Source organism: Rania fehmarnensis (genome assembly GCF_056494185.1).
In genome coordinates, this window is the sequence record NZ_CM151398.1 from 4,746,379 (window position 1) to 4,768,083 (window position 21,705).

Consider the following 21,705-nt stretch of genomic DNA (forward strand, 5'->3'; position numbering starts at 1 on the left):
GGGTTTGGGGGCTGGCCCCCAAGATGCCCAAGCGAAGGAAGAAATTTAAGATTCTTCCTTGACTACCAACTAGACGGTCGCTCCCCCAGCTTCGCCGGTGGAGGTGACGGTCACCTCTCCAAGCGCAGCATGGGGAGGTCGAATCGAGGCTTTGCGAGATTCGGGAGGGGTCTGGGCGTGTAGCCGATCTCGCCAGAGATTGGACGTTGAGTGGTGATGCGTCCAAAGTCTGGCGACTTCGGCTACAGCAGAAGTCTTGCCTAGCGCAGTGCCCACTCACGCAGACGAAGGCTGAACGCCTCGTCTGCGACCTCCCCCAGCTTCGCCGGTGGAGGTGACGGTCACCTCTCCATGCGCAGCATGGGGAGGTCGAATCGAGGCTTTGCGAGATTCGGGAGGGGTCTTGGCAGTGGAGGTAATTAGTAGCGCAGAAGTCTTGCCTAGCGCAGTGCCCCCTCCCGCAGACGAAGGCTAACGCCTCGTCTGCGACCTCCCCCAGCTTCGCCGGTGGAGGTGACACAAATGTTACAAGTTGACTAATTGGTCAGCTCGTCCAAGTCGTCAGATATTTCGATATACGATCAATTTGCTAGTTCTCTATTCGTCGTCTATCTTTTTGCGTCGACGTGTGCGCACTGCTGAATTATTGCTGCCAAGCGAATACAGCATCACTCGACCGGGATTCCCTCAGCCCGACATACTGCGCCAGCCAATCACTGGTGGTCCTGCCGCAGCCCGACTACCAGGCGCAGACACTGCCCGGATGCATATGTGTTGAGTTGAGGGGTCGGATGATTAGAAAGTACTTTGAAGGTCTGCGCGACTTAACCCAAAAGGTGTTGGGACGATCAGCGACACCGAGTACCATTCAAATCGAAGCCTGTTGGCTCGAAGATCGTCTGCTCTATTCCGCGACCGCCATGCCCATTGATCTTGATGGCACGGCAGGCTTTGCGGATATACAAATCTCGCAGGCCGAAGTCGATTCGCTTCTGGCTCTGGTGGAAGCGGAGTTAAATCAGGACACGCTCTCAGCCCCACTTGACCTGTCGCCATCGATCAGCAACTCGCCGATCCAGCAGCCACTCGATGAAGTTGACCAAAGCGATGACACGGACCAAAACACGCCCCCTGAGCGTCGCGAACTGGTCGTCCTTCAAAGTGGGCTAGATGATTTCGATAGCATACTCAACAGTCTAGAATCCAACCCAGGGATCAACTACGAGTATGTGGTACTTGACAATAGTCGCAGCGGCTTTGAGCAACTCGACGAGCTTTTGTTACAGTATGCGGATCTGGATGCAATCCACCTGGTTTCGCACGGATCTGATGCAGCGATCCAACTTGGCAACGGTTGGCTGGACGAAACCAGTCTGTGGCAGAATACAGAGACCTTGCGTCGTTGGGGCATGGCTCTGGGCGCCGATGCTGACATCCTCATTTACGGTTGCGATGTAGCTTCATCCCAGCAAGGTCAGCAGCTGATCGAGTTATTGGCGCTCACAACCGGCGCGGATGTCGCTGCCAGTGACAATCTCACTGGCGCCGCTGCGTTGGGTGGCGACTGGCAACTCGAATATGCATCGGGGTCAATCGAAACTGAAATTTTTGCATCCGATTCTTTACAGGAGTCCTGGAACAGCACACTAGCGACAATCACGGTGACGACTACGTCAGATGAGAACAACGGCAACACTAGCAGTATTTCGAACCTGCAATCGAGTCCCGGTGGGACCGGTATCTCGTTGCGTGAAGCAATCATCGCAGCCAATAACACGGCTGGGTCAGACACAATCATCCTGGGCGCTGGGACTTACAATCTTTCTATCTCAGGCGATGGTGAAGGGGCAGCAGCAACCGGCGATCTCGACATTACAACCAATATCACCATCAGCGGTAGTGGAGTCGGATTGACCATTATTCAAGCTAGTGGCATGTCTGACCGCGTATTCGAAGTAACCGCAGGCGGAACTCTAGCTCTCGACACACTCACCCTGACAGGCGGCAGCGGTGGTAACTATCCAGGTGGCGCTGTTTACAATCTTGGATCGCTGACAGCTACGAACGTTGTTTTTGACTCCAACGCTGTGGGTAGCAATGAAGGCGGCACGATTTACTCGTCAGGTACAACTTCGCTCAGTCGTGTTTCCATCCTCAATAGCAATGCCAACAGTGGTGGCGCAATCAATGTCGTGGGAGGAACGACGACGATTGTAAATGCTACGATTTCCAACAATTCTGCCACTTACGATGGCGGTGCGATTCGAGTTACCGGCGGTACCGTCAATATCAATTTCAGTACTATCGGCGACAACACCAGCGATTGGGGCAATGGCGGCGGCATCTACCGATCCGGTGGCACAGTAACTCTTGGTAGCTCAGTCGTGGCTGACAACTCGAGTCTGTATGGAGGAGACGATGTCCACGGGGCCATCACGTCAGGCGGTTACAACATCATCGAGTCTTACTCCGGCTTCTCGCTGGCTGGCAGCGACTATTCGGGCACACTAACTATACCTGCACTAACCCTGGACGCTGATTCTGGCCACTACGTGTATGTAATAAGCGGCGGCGGGTTAGCTCAAGGGGGCGGCAATCCAAGCGGGGCTCCATCCACCGATATCCGCGGTGTCATCCGCGATGGGGCGCCAGACATTGGGTCATTCGAGCTCAACGTTGCTCCCGTTTTAGACAATTCTAAGAGCCCCGTCTTAACAACTCAAAACGAAGACAGCGGAGCACCAGCTGGCGCCGTAGGCACGCTGATCTCCAGCTTGGTAGATCTTTCCACGCCAGCCGGTCAGCTCGACAACGTCACAGATAGCAGCGGTTCGCAAGTAGGCGTAGCCATCACCGCCGCTGACACGAGCAACGGCACCTGGTGGTACAGTATCGACGGAGGGTCGAACTGGATCTCGCTGGGTGCTGTCAGTACTACCAGCGCGCGACTTCTCGCTGCCGATGGAAACACTCGCCTCTATTTTCAATCAAATTCAAACTACAACGGTACGATCACCAATGCGATCACCTTTCGCGCTTGGGATCGCGCTACGGGCAGCAACGGTGCACTAGCCAACACGACTACCAATGGTGGAACTACCGCCTTTTCCACTGCCACCGACACCGCAAACTTGCAGGTCAACGCCGTTAACGATGCGCCGGTGATGACTACTGCAACCCCAACAATGTCAATGTCGGAAGATGCAGCGCCCTATACTGCAGTGGTGTCTGCTTTGCTCAGCAGCAGCGTTACCGATGTCGACGCGGGCGCCGTTGAAGGTATCGCCATTGTTGGTCTAAGTGGTGCTGGGGGATTGCTTGAATATAGTACGAACGGAGGTTCCACGTGGACCGCCGTTGGATCAGTCTCGTCCAGCAGCGCCTTGCTACTACGAGATTCCGACCAATTGCGATTCACCCCCGATAACGCCAACGGCGGGGTGACGTTTGTAAACTACAGAGCTTGGGATCAGAGCGCCGGCTCAGCTGGTACTAAAGTCGACGCTACCTCCACAGGCGGCAGCTCTGCCTTCAGTACAGTTAGCAACACCATTACGGTCGACGTGAGCTCAGTGAATGATGCGCCGACGATTACAGGAGGCGCTACGGTCGGTATGGGTGCATCGTACTCCGAGGATGGTGCATCGGCTGGATTTGGTGTCAGCGGCGTAGTTAACTCTGTCGGCTGGAACGACGTTGACACGAGTGCCGTACGAGGGATGGCAATTGTCGGTACCACCGGTAACGGTACCTGGCAATTCTCAACCGACCTCTCCAACTGGACTGATCTCGGCACGGTCAACAGCAGTAGTGCTTTGCTGCTGAGCAGCACATCGTGGTTACGTTATGTGGGCGACAACATGAATGGTGAGTCGCCCACCATCCAATTTCGCGCTTGGGACCAATCCACGGGCAGTGCCTCATCCACCGGAAGCCCGTCGTATGTCAACCCAGGCGTCGGGGGCGGTACTACGGCTTTCAGCACCAGTACAGCCACTGCGTCCACCTCAATTTTTTCGGTTAACGACGCGCCGGTATTGGATAATTCCGGATCGATGACCCTCACTACCATTACCGAAGACGCGACCAATAACTCAGGCCAATCGATTGCTTCTGTTATCGCAAGTGCCGGTGGAAACCGCATCACCGACGTGGATAGCGGCGCACAAGAGGGTATCGCCATCACATCGCTCAACAGTGGAAACGGCACCTGGCAGTATTCAACCAACGCTGGCACCAACTGGAATGATGTAGGTAGTGTGTCGACTTCGTCAGCTCTGTTGTTGCGAAGTAGTGACTTAGTTCGCTTTGTGCCCAACGCCAACTCGGGCACCTCCGCCGATTTCACTTTCCGAGCTTGGGATCAAACGTCAGGCACCGCCGGTACCAAGCAAGACACCGCATCCGGTGGCGGATCCACCGCTTTTAGTACGGCCACCGAGACAGCTTCCATAACCGTCACAGAAGTAAACGACGAACAAGTCTTGGCGACGAACCTTGGCATCACAGTCGCTGAAAATTCGACGAGCAACGTCATTACCAGCGCTATGTTACTGACGACAGATGTGGATCACTCTGCGTCGCAGCTAACGTATACTCTGACATCGGCGACCACCACTGGCACACTGCGCCGCAGCGGCGTTGCGCTAGGGGCCTCCGGTACGTTTACTCAAGCCGACTTAAACGCCGGCCTTATCGTTTACGATCATAACGGCGCTGAGTCCTTCATCGAAAGTTTTGCCTTTACGGTCGATGACGGGTCGGGGACGACTTCCACAGGTACGTTCAATATCTCGGTCACGCCTGTCAACGACCAGGCAGTGGTAATCACCAGTGATGGCGGCGGGCCCACAGCAGCGGTCAGCATCAGCGAGACTCTCACGCATGTAACTAACCTGACCATAACCGATGGTGATCTGCCAGGCGACACGTTCACGTACAGCATCGCCGGCGGCGCCGACGCAGCCCTCTTCCAAATTGATATCGCAGGTGTTGTAAGTTTTGTAACTCCACCGGACTACGAGTTGCCAGCTGACGCCAACTCCGACAATATCTATGAAGTGCTGGTCCAAGTGAACGATGGCGTTCATACGGATACGCAAACACTCACCATCACCGTGGTGGATATCCAGAGCACTCTCTTGGCGGTGACGACCACCTCCGACACGGACGATTCGGGTTTGGGAGTTGCCTACACGATTGAACAGTTATATGCAGTTCAAGGCGGCACTGACGGTAAGATATCGCTCCGTGAAGCCATAATCGCTGCCAACAATTCTCTCGGCACGGACACCATCACCTTTCAGCTGCTCAACACCGAAGCAGGCTTCACTGGCACGGCCGGCGTCGATGCCTACTGGCAAATCTCACTAACCGCTTCTCTGCCTGCCATCACAGAAGCGGTCATCTTGGATGGTATGAGCCAAACTGCGTTTGGTGGAAACGTCAATCCAGGAATGCTGGGCGACATCGAATATGTCGGCACTAACTCACAATCGCTGACATTGGTGGAGCGACCGGAGATTGCCATCGTTGGGAGCAGTGGATTTACAGGACTAACCGTTTCGGCCGACGATGTGACAATTCAAGGCTTCTCCATGGTCGGTTTCTCAAGCACGTCAGCGATCTTGCTCAACGGTGGATTCGAAAATGCTCTGATTCAACATAACGTATTTGGAACTGGTCCAACATCAATTGTCGACCCCGGTGCGTCATTGAACAACCTTCAAAATGTTCAATCGCTGGGAGCAGACAATGGTGTGCTGACTAACAACATCCTCGCGTACTCACAAGCCACGGGGTTCTACGGCTCATTGAATACGGATGGTTGGCTCATTGCTGGCAATCACTTCATCGATAGTGGCTACAACTACAGCAATGGCGATGCCATTGCATTGAACGGATCCACTGGCATTACGATCCAAGGGAATTTCATCTCGGGTTCATCCACCCAGGCGATCATTCTCTCGGGTTCAGCCAACAATATCTCCATTCTCGACAATACGATCGTAGGCAATGGTGTCGGCCCAATTACTGGACCGCACGTGCAGTATGATGCCATCGCTATTCGAAGTGGCACATATGCAGTCACCATCAGTCAAAATATTATTGCCAATAACTATGGAGCAGGCATAACAGTTAACGACGGCGCACAGTCTATCGAATTCTCTCAGAACTCGATCTACGGCAATGGCACAATCCTCTCCAGACAGGGCGCAGCGGCCAGTGGCAGCCTGGGCATCGACCTGCTGGCCTCGGGAGAGAATACATCCTTCGGCACCGCTCCGTATGTCACAGCCAATGATGCCGACGATATCGACGTTGGTGGCAATTCGTTGCAAAACTTCCCCGTGCTCAGCACAGCGGTAAGCGACGGCAGCCAAATACGTGTCACTGGCAGTTTCAATTCGGCTGCCAATCGAACGTATCGCATTGAGTTCTTCTCGTCGAGTTTCTCGTATGCCAGCGGAGCAGGGCAGGGCCAGGTCTATCTGGGCTCAGCTACTATAACGACAGATGCCAACGGCAATGCAACCATCGACTCGACGTTAGCCAATCATGTAGATGCTGATCATCTGATTACTGCCACGGCTACCGATACGACGACCAACGAGACCTCCGAATTTGCCACGCAACTAGCCGTCAATGGTCCTGTGCTGGCTCAGAACGACGATGGGTACGTCGAATTTGACGGCCTGAATGATCAAGTTACGATTGCCAACAGCGCTAGTCTGACGATGTCCGACACGATGACCATGGAAGCGTGGTTTCGGGCCGACCCGTCGGCCAACGTCAATCAGATGATCATCAATAAAGAAGGCGAATACGAACTAGCCATTCATCCTGATGGCACCCTGCGATGGGCGTTCGCCAACAGTTCACCAGGCTGGAACTGGCACAACACCGGCTATACCATCGCGACGGGACAGTGGACGCACGTCGCTGTTACCTATGACAATGGCACGGTCACGACCTATGTCAATGGCGAGATCGTTGACGTGTTCGCTGGCTCAGGCCTGATTGGTGATGCCTATGTCGGAATGAACGACTTGTACATCGGCGGTCGCATGAACCTGCCATCGGGCAAATACTTTGACGGCGCCATTGATGAGGTCCGTATCTGGAACACCGTGCGCACGCAGACTGAAATTAACGACACGCTGCGCAATCCACCGTCGGGACCTAGTACGGGTCTGGTCGCCTACTATTCGTTCAGCGGCAGCGGGGCAACAGTCACCGACTTAAGTGGCTATGGCAATCACGGATTGCTGGGCGGAGGAGTTGCCAGCCAAGAACCCGGCCGCGTGGGCTACTCAACCAACGAAGACGACATGCTAACTGTCGCCGCAGGCGATGGCTTACTGGCAAACGACCGCGATCTCGACAACGACTCGGTGACGATTACACATGTTAATGGTAATAGCGCAGCGATTGGCGCTGCGTTTACGCTTCCCTCAGGCGCGATCATTACCTTACAGGCCGATGGCAGCTACACTTATGACGGTAGCACGGCATTTGAATCGCTAGCCAGTGGACAAACTGCGACTGATACTTTTACCTACACCGTTTCAGATGGCGCCGGCAACACCGACACAGCTTCCGTCGTCATCCATATCACCGGTCAGAACGATGCCCCGGAACTGGATAACAGCGGCAATTTGACCTTGGCCACGATAACCGAGGATCAAACAGGTAACTCAGGGCAAACTGTGGCCTCCATCATCGCTTCGTCGGGTGGCGATCGCATTACCGATATCGATAGTGGTGCGGTCGAAGGTATCGCCATCACGTCACTCAATGGTGGTAATGGAACCTGGCAATACTCACTCGATGGCTCGACCTGGATCAACTTCGGGACAGTAGCAAATAACTCCGCCCTGCTTCTGCGAAGCAGCGATTACGTGCGTTTTGTGCCTAACGGGCAAAATGCAACGTCGGGTGACTTCACGTTTCGCGCCTGGGATCAATCCGCGGGGAGTGTCGGTAGCAAAGTTGATTCGTCCGCCAGCGGTGGTACCACAGCCTTCAGTACGGCCACCGAAGTCGCTTCGATAACTGTATCTGCCGTAAATGACGCGCCAGAGCTAGACAATAGCGGCAATATGACTCTGACGACGATCACGGAGGATCAAACGACCAATGCGGGCCAAACGGTCGCCTCGATCCTGGCTTCGGCCGGTGGTGATCACCTTACCGATGTGGACAGCGGAGCAGTTGAAGGCATCGCCATCACGTCGCTTAGCAGTGGCAATGGAACCTGGCAATACTCGCTGGATGGTACCAACTGGCTCGACATTGGGGCGGTGGCCGATAGTTCGTCTTTGCTGTTACGCAGTACCGACTATGTGCGATTTGTGCCCAACGAACAGAACGCCACTACTGGTGAGTTTACCTTTCGCGCTTGGGACCAAAGCTCCGGCAGTGCAGGTAACAAAGTAGACTCGTCCGCAGGCGGTGGTGTGACCGCCTTTAGCATTGAATCTGAAACCGCGTCAATTTCGGTGTCCGCTGTCAATGATGCTCCCTTCAATTCCGGTAGCCTGCCAGCCAGCGTCACAGTCTTGGAAGACGTGTTAAGCAATGTCGACTTATCGTCGATTGACCTGAGCGATATCGACGCCAACGGAGGACTACTGACTCTCAAGCTCTCCTCCGACATCGGGGGACATCTAACGGCTGCGAGTGCCGTAGGAGTATCCATTTCGGGCAGTGGTTCGGACTACATCGAACTAACCGGGACGTTGAATGACTTAAATGCGTATCTGAATGTCGCCAGCAATTTGCGCTACCAACATCCAACGCTCAACTTGAATGGAACGACTGCTGACATACTGTATGTGATCGTCAATGATAACGGTAACACGGGTAGCGGAGGGAGTGGCGATGTTTCCTTGGGTGCAGTAGAAGTTCACATCACGCCTGTGAACGACGCGCCAGTCCTCGACTCTTCGGGTGTCACCACGCTCAGCGCTATCACAGAAGACCAAACAAGTAACTTGGGCCAGACGGTGGCATCCATCATCGCCTCCTCGGGTGCTGACCGTATAACGGATGTCGATGTCAGCGCAGTTGAAGGCATCGCAATTACTTCGCTCAACAGCGGCAACGGTTCTTGGCAATATTCGCTCGATGGCACCAACTGGCTCGACGTCGGCACGGTAGCCGATAACTCTGCTCTGCTTCTACGTAGCAGCGACTATGTGCGTTTTGTACCAAACGGTCAGAACAGCACCACCGCAGACTTCACCTTCCGGGCTTGGGATCAAACTGCAGGCAGCGTGGGAAGCAAAGTGGACTCAACCGTCCACGGTGGAACAACAGCGTTCAGCACGGCTACAGAGTTTGCCTCGATAACCGTAACTGCGGTCAACGATGCACCCGAGCTAGACAACAGTGGCGATATGGTCTTGGCCACGGTTAACGAAGATCAGACCACTAATCCGGGTCAAACGGTTGCCTCGATGCTGGCCTCGTCCGGCGGCAACCGCATCACTGATGTCGACAGTGGCGCACTGGAAGGCATAGCTGTAACATCGCTTAGCAGTGGCAACGGAACCTGGCAATACTCACTCGATGGTAGCAACTGGATCGATATTGGAGCCGTTGCGGACAGCTCGGCTCTGCTACTTCGCGACAGCGACTTCATTCGCTTTGTCCCCAATGAACAGAATGCTACGGCAGGTGATATATCCTTTCGCGCATGGGATCAAACCACAGGCAGTGCCGGCAATAAAGTAGATGCGTCAAATAATGGTGGTACGACCGCCTACAGCACAGGCGTAGAGACGGCTTCGATCACAGTCACCTCAGTCAACGACGCGCCTGAATTGGACAACAGCGGCAGTATGACGTTGACTGCGATCAACGAAGATCAGACAGCAAACTCGGGACAGACAGTCGCCTCGATCATGGCGTCAGCCGGTGGTGACCGAATTACCGATGTGGACAACGCTGCACTCGAAGGCATCGCTGTAACATCGCTCAACAGTGGAAATGGTATCTGGCAGTATTCGCTGGATGGAACAGACTGGTTCGACGTGGGGGTCGTAGCAGACAACTCGGCCTTATTGTTGCGCAGTAGCGATTATGTTCGTTTCATGCCCAACCAGCAGAACGCCACCTCAGGCAACTTCACCTTTCGTGCTTGGGACCAGACAACCGGCAGTGCTGGCAACAAAGTGGATTCGTCCAGCCATGGTGGCACCACGGCTTTCAGCTCAGCCACAGAGATCGCGTCCATTACAGTCACGGCGGTCAATGATGCGCCTACGATCACTGATTCTGCGGTCGCCGTTCTGATCGGAACAGATGAGGATACGCCATCTCCAAGCCGGACTGTCACCTCCCTGCTAGCCGACTCCGGCTGGGCAGATGTTGATGTGGGAGCCATCCAGGGCATCGCCGTTACAGGAGTTGCGGGACATGGAAACTGGCAGTATTTCTCGGGAGGAACTTGGACAAACTTTGGTGCACCAACGCCGGTCGGTAGTTTGCTCCTGAGTAGTTCGACCCTGGTACGTTATCAACCCGATGGGCTAAACGGCGAAACCGCTACCTTCAGCTTCCGTGCCTGGGATACGACCAGCGGGACAGCTTCGACCAGCGGCAATCCTCAGCTGGCTGACTCTACCAGCCATGGTGGCACTTCTGCGTTTTCATCGCAGTCTGCTTTGGCTCAAATAGTGGTGAGCTCAGTAAACGACGCCGCCGTAGCTGTAATGGATACGGCCGACGCCAACGAAGCAGGCGGTTACGCGAATGGTTCGGCAGGCAGTGATCCCGTCGGAAACGTGCTAACCAATGATACGGATGTTGATATTGGAGACACCTTCGATGTCACTGGTGTCGCTGCAGGAGTCGTCTCTTCGGCCGCAGGCAACGTAGCAAGTGCCGTAACTGGTACTTACGGATCGATACAAATAAACGCTGATGGCAGTTATGTGTATACCGTCGACAACGATAACGCGATCGTTCAAGCGCTGCGGACCAGCGGTCAGGCGCTAACAGATACGTTCACGTACACTATCGAAGACACCGGCGGCGCCTTTTCATCAACGCAAATCGTAGTGACGATCCGTGGCGCGAACGACGCACCTGATTCTGCTGTTGATAATGCAACTGCGATCGAAGCCAGTGGATTTGCGAACGGTATCGCCGGAACAAATCCCACCGGTAACGTGCTGAGCAACGACATCGACGTGGACGGAGGTGATACCAAGACGGTCGTGGGAGTTGAAGCCGGCGTTCACGCGTCGGTTGCTGGCAGTGTTGGCTCGACCATTGCAGGTGCCTACGGAACGATCTCGATCAACTCCGTTGGTAACTACACTTACACAGTCGACAACAGCAACCTGGCTGTGCAATCACTCCGTACCAGTTCCGATACGCTGAGCGATGTTTTCACTTACACAATGCAGGACGCAGCCGGGTTAGCGTCGACTACACAAATCACAGTCACGATACAGGGAGCCAATGACGCACCAACTGCTGCCGATGATACTGTCGTGGCAGTCGAAGCGGGCGGCCTTGCCAACGGCACGGCGGGTACCAACCCCACTGGCAATGTGCTTGCCAACGACACCGACTTGGATGTTGGAGATAGCCAGACAGTAATTGGAGTTGTGGCTGGTTCGGCGGCCAATGCAAGTGGATCTGTGGGAGTCAGCTTGTCCGGTGCCTATGGCTCTATTGTCCTAGCCGCAGACGGTAGCTATAGCTACGTTGTAGATAACAGCAACGCGGCGGTGCAAGCCCTACGGCATTCCACCAATACTCTCACCGAACGTTTCACTTACACCATGACCGACGCAGGAGGGCTGAATGCTACTGCGACTTTGAGCATTACCATCCAAGGCGCCAACGATGCCCCAACTGCAATAGCCAACGCAGCCACTGCCGTGGAAGCCGGTGGCATAAGCAATGGCGTCTCGGGCTATGATCCAACTGGCAATGTTCTAACCAACGATACTGATGTGGACGCAGGGGATACCAAAACCGTCATCGGTGTAGCGGCAGGAGTACAGGTGGCTGCCGCTGGAGCGGTTGGCACATCTGTTGTCGGGACCTTTGGATCGATTGTCATCAACGCCAATGGCAGCTATACCTATTCGCTGGACAACAATAACGCCACCGTCGAAGCGCTTAACGCTGGACAGTCGCTCAGCGAATCGTTCACCTATACGATACAGGACTTAGCGGGAGCGACGTCGACGACGACAATTCTCATTACGATTGATGGCGCAGACGACCTGCCTTTCGCCAACGTCGACTTCGCAGTCAGCGATGAAGCAGGAGGATTCAATAACTCGTCACCTGGAACTACTCCCTCCGGTAACGTGTTTGCCAACGATTCCGCTCCCAATGGTAATACGTTAACTGGAGTGGAAGCCGGTTTTCAGGCGTCAGCCTCTGGAAATGTCAACACTCCCGTCAGCGGCTTGTACGGTTCGCTTACGATTACTGCCGTCGGAGACTATGTCTACACATTAGACAATTCGTCCGCCGCTGTCGAAGCCTTGCGTACTAGTGGCGATCACTTAACTGATATTTTCACTTACACATTTCAAGATGCACTCGGCTATTTCGCTTCAACTCAGGTAACGATTTCGATTGACGGTGCCAACGATGCGCCTGTCGCGGACGACGACCAGGCAATCGCGGTTGAATCCGGTGGCTTAAACAATGCGTCAGCGGGTAGTGATGCGACTGGCAATGTTCTAGATAACGATCCCGACGTTGACGCAGATGACACCAAGCATGTCATTGGTATCGTGGCAGGTCCATCCGCCAGTGCCACGGGCAATGTAGGTGCCTCGACCGATGGCAACTACGGCGCCATCGTGCTCAGCGCTGACGGTTCCTACACGTACACTGTCGACGAGAGCAATCCTTTCGTCCAGGCGCTGCGAACGAGCGGTCAGTCGCTAGCCGACATTTTCACCTACAGCATAGAAGACACCGCCGGAGCGATGTCTACCGCAACCCTGACGATCTCGATTCAAGGGGCCAACGACAATCCACTGGCTGTCGCCGATCAATTTGCGGCAGTCGAAGCCGGCGGCATCAACAATGGAACATCGGGAACAAATCCCACCGGCAACGTATTGACCAATGACACGGATGTTGACTCGCTTGCCAATGGTGAAACCAAAACCGTCACAGGCGTCGCCGCTGGTACGCAAGCAAGTGCCAATGGGAATGTAGCGACTTCTGTCTCCGGCAACTATGGCTCCGTGCAGATCGACGCCAATGGAACTTTCAGTTACACCGTCGACAACAACCATGCGGCGGTCCAAGCGTTGCGAACTTCGGGCAACACGCTGGTAGATGTCTTCACCTATACAGTCACGGATGCTGGAGGATTGTCGTCTTCTACACAGGTTACGGTTACGATCCAAGGCAGCAATGATACCCCTACCGTCGTTGCCGATTTCGCCGAGGCCATCGAAGCGGGGGGAACAGCCAATGGCAATGCGGGTACGAACCCTACCGGCAACGTACTCACTAACGATAGCGACGTTGATAGTGGCGATATCCTCTCGATCAGTGGAGTTTCCGCGGGTACTGCCGCCAGTGCGTCCGGTTCGGTTGGCTCGGCAGTGGCGGGAGCCTACGGTTCACTCAGTATCGCTTCGAACGGCTCATACACGTATGTCGTTGATAACAACAACCTGGCAGTCCAGGCCCTGAGAACCAACAGTGACACTCTAACCGATGTCTTTACCTACACAACCCAAGACAGCGCAGGTGCCACCGCCACCACACAAGTAACACTCACCATCCGCGGGCGTAATGATGCTCCGGTCGCTTTCTCGGACAGTAACGATGCTTATGAATCCGGGGGAACTAGCAATGGCATGGTTGGAAGTGGCGCGACTGGCAACGTCATCGCCAATGACCTGGAATATGACACGGGCGATACTACGACCGTCAGCGGTGTAGCCGCTGGGGTGCAGGCATCAACCAGTGGTTCGGTTGGTGCGTCGATAGCTGGCAGTTATGGACAGATCACCTTGAATAGCGATGGCAGCTACAGTTACGCCATCGACGAGAACAACACGGCTGTTCAAGCACTGCGACTGACAACTCAAACTCTTAACGATGTCTTCAGCTATACCGTCGTCGATGCAGCAGGTCTCACTTCGACCACTCAGCTAACATTAACAATTCATGGTGCCAACGACGCGCCGGTAGCTGTAGTCGATAACAATACGGCCGTAGAAGCCGGCGGACTGGCAAATGCCACGACAGGTACCAATGCTACAGGAAATGTTTTGACCAATGACACGGATGTCGATGCCGGAGACACTCAAGTAGTCAGCGGAGTCGCCGCCGGTGTGCAATCGAGCACCTCGGGCTCTGTTGGAGCATCCGTTGCGGGCAGTTTCGGATCGATCACCATCGGTATCAATGGCACGTACACATACGTAATTGATGAAAACAATAGCTCTGTCCAAGCTCTGCGCACGTCCGGCCAAAACTTGCACGATGTGTTCAGTTACACCGTCGTCGACAATGGGGGCCTGAGTTCGACCACGCAAGTTACCATCACTATCCAAGGCGCTAACGACACACCCACGGCTGTGGCCGATCATAGCGCCCTAGCGGCCGAAGCAGGCGGAACTGCTAACGGCACTGCGGGCAGCGTCGGCACCGGCAACGTTCTGACGAATGACACCGACGTCGACTCCCTGGCTAACGGTGAAACGCAAACAGTCACCGGTGTTGTAGCCGGGGTTCAAGCCAACGCTTCTGGGAATGTGGCCGCCAGTGTTGCAGGAGTGTATGGAGCGATCACCCTCAACGCAGACGGGTCTTACAGTTACGTCATTGACAATAACAATGCCTCCGTGCAGGCCCTGCGTCTGGCGACGGACACGCTTGTCGATGTATTCACCTACACCATGACCGATGCCGGTGGGTTGTCGAGCACAACCCAGGTTACGGTTACACTTCAAGGCGCCAACGATGCTCCCGTAGGGGTCAACGACACCACCACTGCTATCGAGGCCGGAGGCTACGGCAATGGCACGGCAGGTTCCAGTGGATCGGGCAATGTCTTAACCAACGATACCGACGTGGACTCTGGCGATACCAAAACGGTCAGCGGCGTCGTCGCGGGCACCCAGGCCTCTGCCAGCGGACATGTCGGCTCAGCCGTGCTTGGAACCTACGGCTCGATCACCATCCAGTCCAACGGCAGCTACAACTTTATTGTCGATAATAGTAACGCTGCCGTCCAAGCCCTGCGAACTGTCAGCGACACTGTCACGGAATACTTTACATATCAAGTAACTGACGCGGGTGGACTGAGCAGTCTGGCGACGATCACTGTTCACATCACGGGTCAAAACGATGCTCCGGTTGCCAGCAACGACACCGCGACTGCCATTGAAGCCGGCGGAGCAAATAATACTGTGACAGGCAGTCAGGGAACTGGAAACGTTCTGGCTAACGATGATGACGTGGACTTGGGCGATACGAAAACCGTGGTGGGAGTAACGGCAGGTGCTGCATCCACTGGTTCCGGACCGGCAGGCGCTGGGGTCACGGGCACTTACGGTTCATTGACTATCGACGCGGATGGTACATACACATATATCGTCGATGACAACAATGTTGCGGTTCAAGCGTTGCGATTGAGTGGGCAGACACTCAGCGAAGTCTTTACTTACACGGTCGCAGACGCGGCAGGCTTAACCAGTACCGCTACTGTAACTATCACTATTCAAGGTGCCAACGATGCTCCTACCGCCGTCGCAGACAACGGACTGGCCATCGAAGCTGGTGGAGTTAGCAATGGCACTTCCGGCAGCAACGCTGTCGGTAACGTGCTCGATAATGACACAGATCCGGACAGCGTTGGTCACGGTGAGACTAAGATAGTTGTCGGTGTCGCGTCTGGATCTTTTGCGAATGCTACCGGCAACGTCGGGTCGAGCATCCTAGGCAGTTTTGGCTCGATCACTGTCAACGCCGATGGTTCGTATGTTTTTGTCGTCGACAATAGTAATGCCGCAGTTCAAGCACTCCGCTCAACCGGTGATACGCTACAAGATGTTTTTACCTACACCATGGAAGATAACCTCGGGCTGGCGAGCTCGACGCAGCTGACGATTACCATTCAAGGCGCCAACGATGCACCGACGCAGTCTGGCATCGAGGGCTCGCCACTGGCCTATACCGAAAACGATGGTCCAGTCGCAATTACATCCACGTTGGCGGTCACCGACCTCGACGATGCCCATATCAGCTCTGCCGTGATCCAAATCACTGGCAACTATGCCGTTGGCCAAGACATTCTCAACTTTACGAACCAGTTTGGTATAAGCGGAGTCTGGAATAGCGGTTCGGGCACTTTGACGCTATCCGGGTCCGCTACCACCGCCCAATATGAAGCGGCCCTGCGCAGCGTTACCTACACCAACAGTAGCGATAATCCAAGCACGCTGGCCCGCACGGTCACCTTTAATGTAAACGACGGGAATTTGAATTCCACGGCGACCAGCCGTGACATTATTATCGCCGCAGTAAATGATGCTCCAGTACAAGTTTCCATCGAAGCTGGTACGCTGGGATATGCTCAAGGCAATGGCCCTATGGCCGTGACTTCGTCCCTTGTTGTAAGTGATGTGGACGACTCATCTCTTGAATCAGCAGTGGTCGCAATAACGTCCAACTATGTTGTTGGTCAAGATCACCTGGCCTTTACTAATCAAAATGGCATCACTGGGTCGTGGAACGCAACCACCGGTGAGCTAACGTTGACCGGTACTGCAACTTTGGCCCAGTACCAGGCAGCTCTTCGCAGTGTCACTTACGAAAATACTAGCTCCAGCCCTTCGACGGATTTACGCACCGTCAGTTTCACTGTCAACGACGGTAACGCGAACTCCAATACTCAGCTCCGCGACATTGCAGTTGTGAATGTCAACGATGCCCCCGTGCTGGATAACACGGGTGCGATGAACTTGACTGCCATCAGCGAAGACGACGTGTTCAATAGCGGAAACACAATCGCTGCGATTATCTCGTCGGCCGGCGGAGATCGCGTGACAGACCTTGATAGTGGTGCCATGGAAGGGATCGCAGTCACGTCGCTGACCGGCGGCAACGGTATTTGGGAATACTCAATCGATGGTGGGAGCACTTGGATTGCCATAGGAGCGGTTGCCACCGATTCTGCGCTGCTCCTGCGTGACACCGATCGAATTCGCTTTCTGCCCGACGAAGCCAACGGAGTGACCGCCAGCTTTGGTTTCCGCGCTTGGGATCGTACCACTGGTACGGAGGGCATGAAAGTCGACACCACTATCAACGGTGGCACAACGGCTTTTAGTACTGCGACGGAATCCGCATCTATTCTGGTCAGCGCTGTAAACGACGCGCCCACTATGGATGCTGTTTCGTTCTCAGTTGGGACAACGGACGAAGACACACCATCGGTGCCATTTGCTGCCAACCTCCTGTTGACTGCCTCTAGTGCTCTGGATGTGGACGCCGGCGCTGCCAGCGGCGTCGCGATTACTGGAACGACTGGCAACGGAAATTGGGAATATTCGTTGGATGGAACCAACTGGACCGACTTTGGTACTGTCGGTAACAACCAGGCTTTGCTGCTAGATGGGAGCACGCAGATTCGCTACGTGCCTGATGCGATCGCTGGCGAGGTCGCAACCGTTACTTTCCGCGCCTGGGATCAGACAACTGGCGCGACATCCTCCGCTGGAGTTCCTGCGTACGCCGACCCTGGCACAGGCGGGGGCACGACTGCATTCAGCACCGCTTCAGCCACAGGTTCATTGACGGTAATTGATGTGAACGACGCGCCGAATTCCAACGCAGATTCTGCGACCGCGGTGGAAGCCGGTGGAAGTAACAATGTCACTCCAGGCACCAGTCCGTCCGGCAATCTGTTGAGCAACGATACGGATATAGACTCTGGCGATACCCAAACCGTAATTGGCGTGGCGGCAGGAATTGTCGGCTCTTCAGCGGGCTCGGTTGCCTCCGCCGTCAATGGCCTCTACGGTGCCATCCAGGTTCAGGCCAACGGATCTTACACGTACTCAGTCGACAACAATAATATCGCCGTTCAAGCACTCCGAACCAGCGGCGACTGGTTGCAAGATGTCTTTACCTATACGATGCAGGACAGTGGCGGCCTGTCCAGCTCGACTCAATTAACCGTCACCATTCAAGGCGTCAATGACACGCCGCACGATATCACTGGTGCAGCACTGCAGGTGAATGAGAACGCAGTCGATGGTACCATCGTTGGTACCCTCACAGGACAAGACGTCGACGCAGGCGAGTCGTTTACCTACAGCCTGGTGGATTCGGCCAATGGTCGCTTCGCCATCGACAACTCAGGGCAAATCAGCGTGGCTAACGGACTGCTGCTCGACCGCGAATCGGCGGCCTCGCATGCCGTAACCGTACGCGTGACCGATGCAAGTGGCGCCTTCTTTGACAAGAACTTTGTCGTACAAGTCAGCGATGTCGACGAGTACAACGTGAGCACACCTACCGACGCAGACTCAGGCGCCAACGAAATCGATGAAAACGTGGCTGTCGGTACGAGTGTTGGCGTCACCGCCAACGCATTTGACTTGGACGCGACCAACCACACAATCACCTACAGCCTGACTGGTAACCCCGACGGGCTGTTCCAGATCGACACGCATACCGGTGTGATAACAACGGCCGCCACAATTGACCGCGAAATTCATGGCGCGGCCCGCAGTGTCATAGTTCAAGCCACTTCCAGCGATGGATCCACCGCCACGCAAACGTTCAATATCACCATCAACGACGTCGACGAATACAACGTAACGGTACCCACAGATACTGATACCTCCACTGACGCAGTAGATGAGAATGTCACCATTGGAACAAATGTCGGCATCACCGCCAGCGCCTTAGACTTGGATGCCACCAATAACACGACCACCTTCAGCCTGACCAACAACCCGGACGGACTGTTCCAGATCGATGCGAACACTGGTGTCGTAACTACAGCTGCCACCATCAATCGCGAAGTTCACGGGGGGACGCGCAGTATCACCGTACAAGCCACCTCAAGCGATGGCTCTACTTCAACCCTGAGCTTCAACATCGCGATCAATGACATCGATGAGTACAACGTTTCGACGCCGACCGATGCTGACGCATTCGCCAATGAGATCGATGAGAACGTTGCCAGCGGTACAAGTGTGGGTATTACCGCCAGTGCCTTTGACTTGGACGCTACTCATAACACCATCACCTATAGCCTGACCAATAACCCAGACGGCTTGTTCCAGATCGATGCTACTACGGGAGTGATCACGACGGCCTCGGCGATCGACCGCGAAATTCATGGCCCAACGCGCAGCGTCACGGTTCAAGCCACTTCCAGCGATGGCTCTTCGGCCACCCAATCATTCAATATTACGATCAACGATCTGGACGAATATAACGTTACCGCATCTACGGACGTTGACACGTCCTCTGACGCTGTTGCTGAGAATGTGGCCATCGGGGCAAACGTGGGAATCACTGCCACCGCCTTCGACCTGGACGCTACCCACAACACCATCACCTATAGCCTGACCAGCAATCCCGACGGATTGTTTCAGGTCGATGCTACCTCCGGAGTGATAACCACCGCTGCGGCTATCGACCGAGAAATCCATGGAGCATCGCGCAGCGTAATAGTACAGGCCACCTCGAGTGATGGTTCCACTTCCACACAGACCTTCACCATCGCCGTCAACGATGTTAACGAATTCGACGTCACCATTCCCATGGATAGCGAACTTGCCAACAATCTTGTAGCCGAAAATGCTGTCAGTGGAACGAGCGTGGGTATCACCGTCACTGCGTACGATGCTGATGCGACGACCAATGCTGTCAGCTACACGTTAGACGATGACGCAGCAGGTCGCTTTGCAATCGATAGCGTTACGGGAGTGGTCACTGTAGCTGACGGAACTCTTTTGGATTACGAATCGTCCACGAGTCATGCGATTACGATTCGAGCCACTTCTGCCGATGGTTCGCATAGCACTCAAGTACTTACTGTTAGCCTGGCCGATGTGAACGAGTCGGGTATTGGTTCAATCGGGGACGTTGATGCCAGTCCGAATTTCATCCTAGAAAATTCAAGCCCCGGTGCTGGAGTCGGTATTACGGCGCTGGCAACTGACAATGACGGTACCGACTCTGTTTCTTATTCGCTCGACGACGACGCGGGTGGACTGTTCGCTATCGACGCCACCAGCGGTATCGTGACTTTAAGTGGTTACGTCGACCGCGAGGTCGCTGCCAACTATAACATCACCGTTCGCGCGACAAGCAGTGACAATTCTACCTCTACACAACTCTTCACAATTGTCATTGGGGATGTCGATGAATTTGATGTAAGCGCTGTCACCGATGCGGATGCCAGCGTCAATTCGGTTGTTGAGAATGCTGCTGTGGGTACAACCGTCGGAATTGTGGCAGTTGCCGCAGACAGCGATGCAACCAACAATGTTATAACCTACTCGCTCTCCAACAGTGACGCCGGACGATTTGCCATTGGTGTATCAACTGGAGTCGTAACCGTAGCCGGTGCGATCGACTACGAGGCTGATGGTGCCTGGCGAACGATCACGGTGCGAGCGACCTCGGCCGACGGCTCATACAGTGAACAAACCCGGGCAATTGCGATCGTGAATGTTAACGAAGCGCCCATAGCCACAGGCTTTTCATTCACCACCAACAACGTGCAGACGCTGAGCGTCCATGGTGATCTGTTAACTAGCGGCGCAAGCGATCCCGATGGCGATCAAGTCGCATTCATGCTAGCCAATGGTCCAAGTCATGGCGTGTTGAGCTTTGCGTCGGACGGAACGTTTCAATACTCTGCGAATACTGGATTCGTGGGCCAAGACAGTTTTACGATGCGCGCATTCGATGGCGAGCTAAGTTCCTCTCCGGTGACCGTGACGATCCTTGTCACCTTGCCGCCTGTGAACTTCGACAGTGGGCCAACCAACTCCACCGGTAGTGACCCGAGTTCCGCAGCAGCCAGTAACACGACAACCAACTCATCAACTTCCTCCAGCAGCAACACTTCCAGTACGAACCAACCGAGCGACAGTGCCCGTTTGCTAGCGAGCATCTCAAATGTCGATCAAGACAATTCAAGAATTGCCGAACGCTCCATGGTGGCTCAGCAATCGGCAGAAACTGGCACCAGCGGCCCCAGCGGCACTGCGGCGCTAGATAGAGTAGTGATGGCCTCGTTGGGCAGCCAGAATGCAGCCAGCATTCAACTTGGTGGCCTAAACTGGAACCCCTTAGTTGTTACTGCGTTTCAGCCGCGAGAAGCTGGAGTGGACGAAAGCGGCCGCGCTGGCTCTCGTCGCATGGATAGCACCGTTACGACCGAACAACGAGAGCTCTCGGCACCGTATCAGTTCGAGCAGCAGGATTATTCATCGATCGTCGAACCCGCCAAGTGGACGGTGATCAGTACGGGCGTCGTCATCTGGGCATTTCGTCTCGGTCATATAATTACCACGTTTGCCTCGACGGCTTCAGCGTGGGTATACTTCGATCCGCTAACGGTCATTCAAGCGGTCAAAGAAACGTCGAGCAAAGATGACCACATCGCCGACGCCATATTCAATACCAAACAAAAGCGTCCCAGGTAGCCACCGTCGCCAGACGGTGGAC

The 21,705-nt window shown here is 54.7% G+C and carries 1 protein-coding gene; it reads left to right on the plus strand.

The annotated features are described in order from the left end of the window. The first annotated feature begins 791 nt into the window (after nucleotides 1-791). Nucleotides 792-21,683 carry a cadherin-like domain-containing protein gene (locus tag SH573x_RS16130; RefSeq protein WP_479348624.1) on the plus strand — a complete coding sequence of 6,964 codons (20,892 nt, stop codon included), beginning with the start codon at nucleotides 792-794 and terminating at the stop codon, nucleotides 21,681-21,683. The last annotated feature ends 22 nt before the right edge of the window (nucleotides 21,684-21,705 follow it).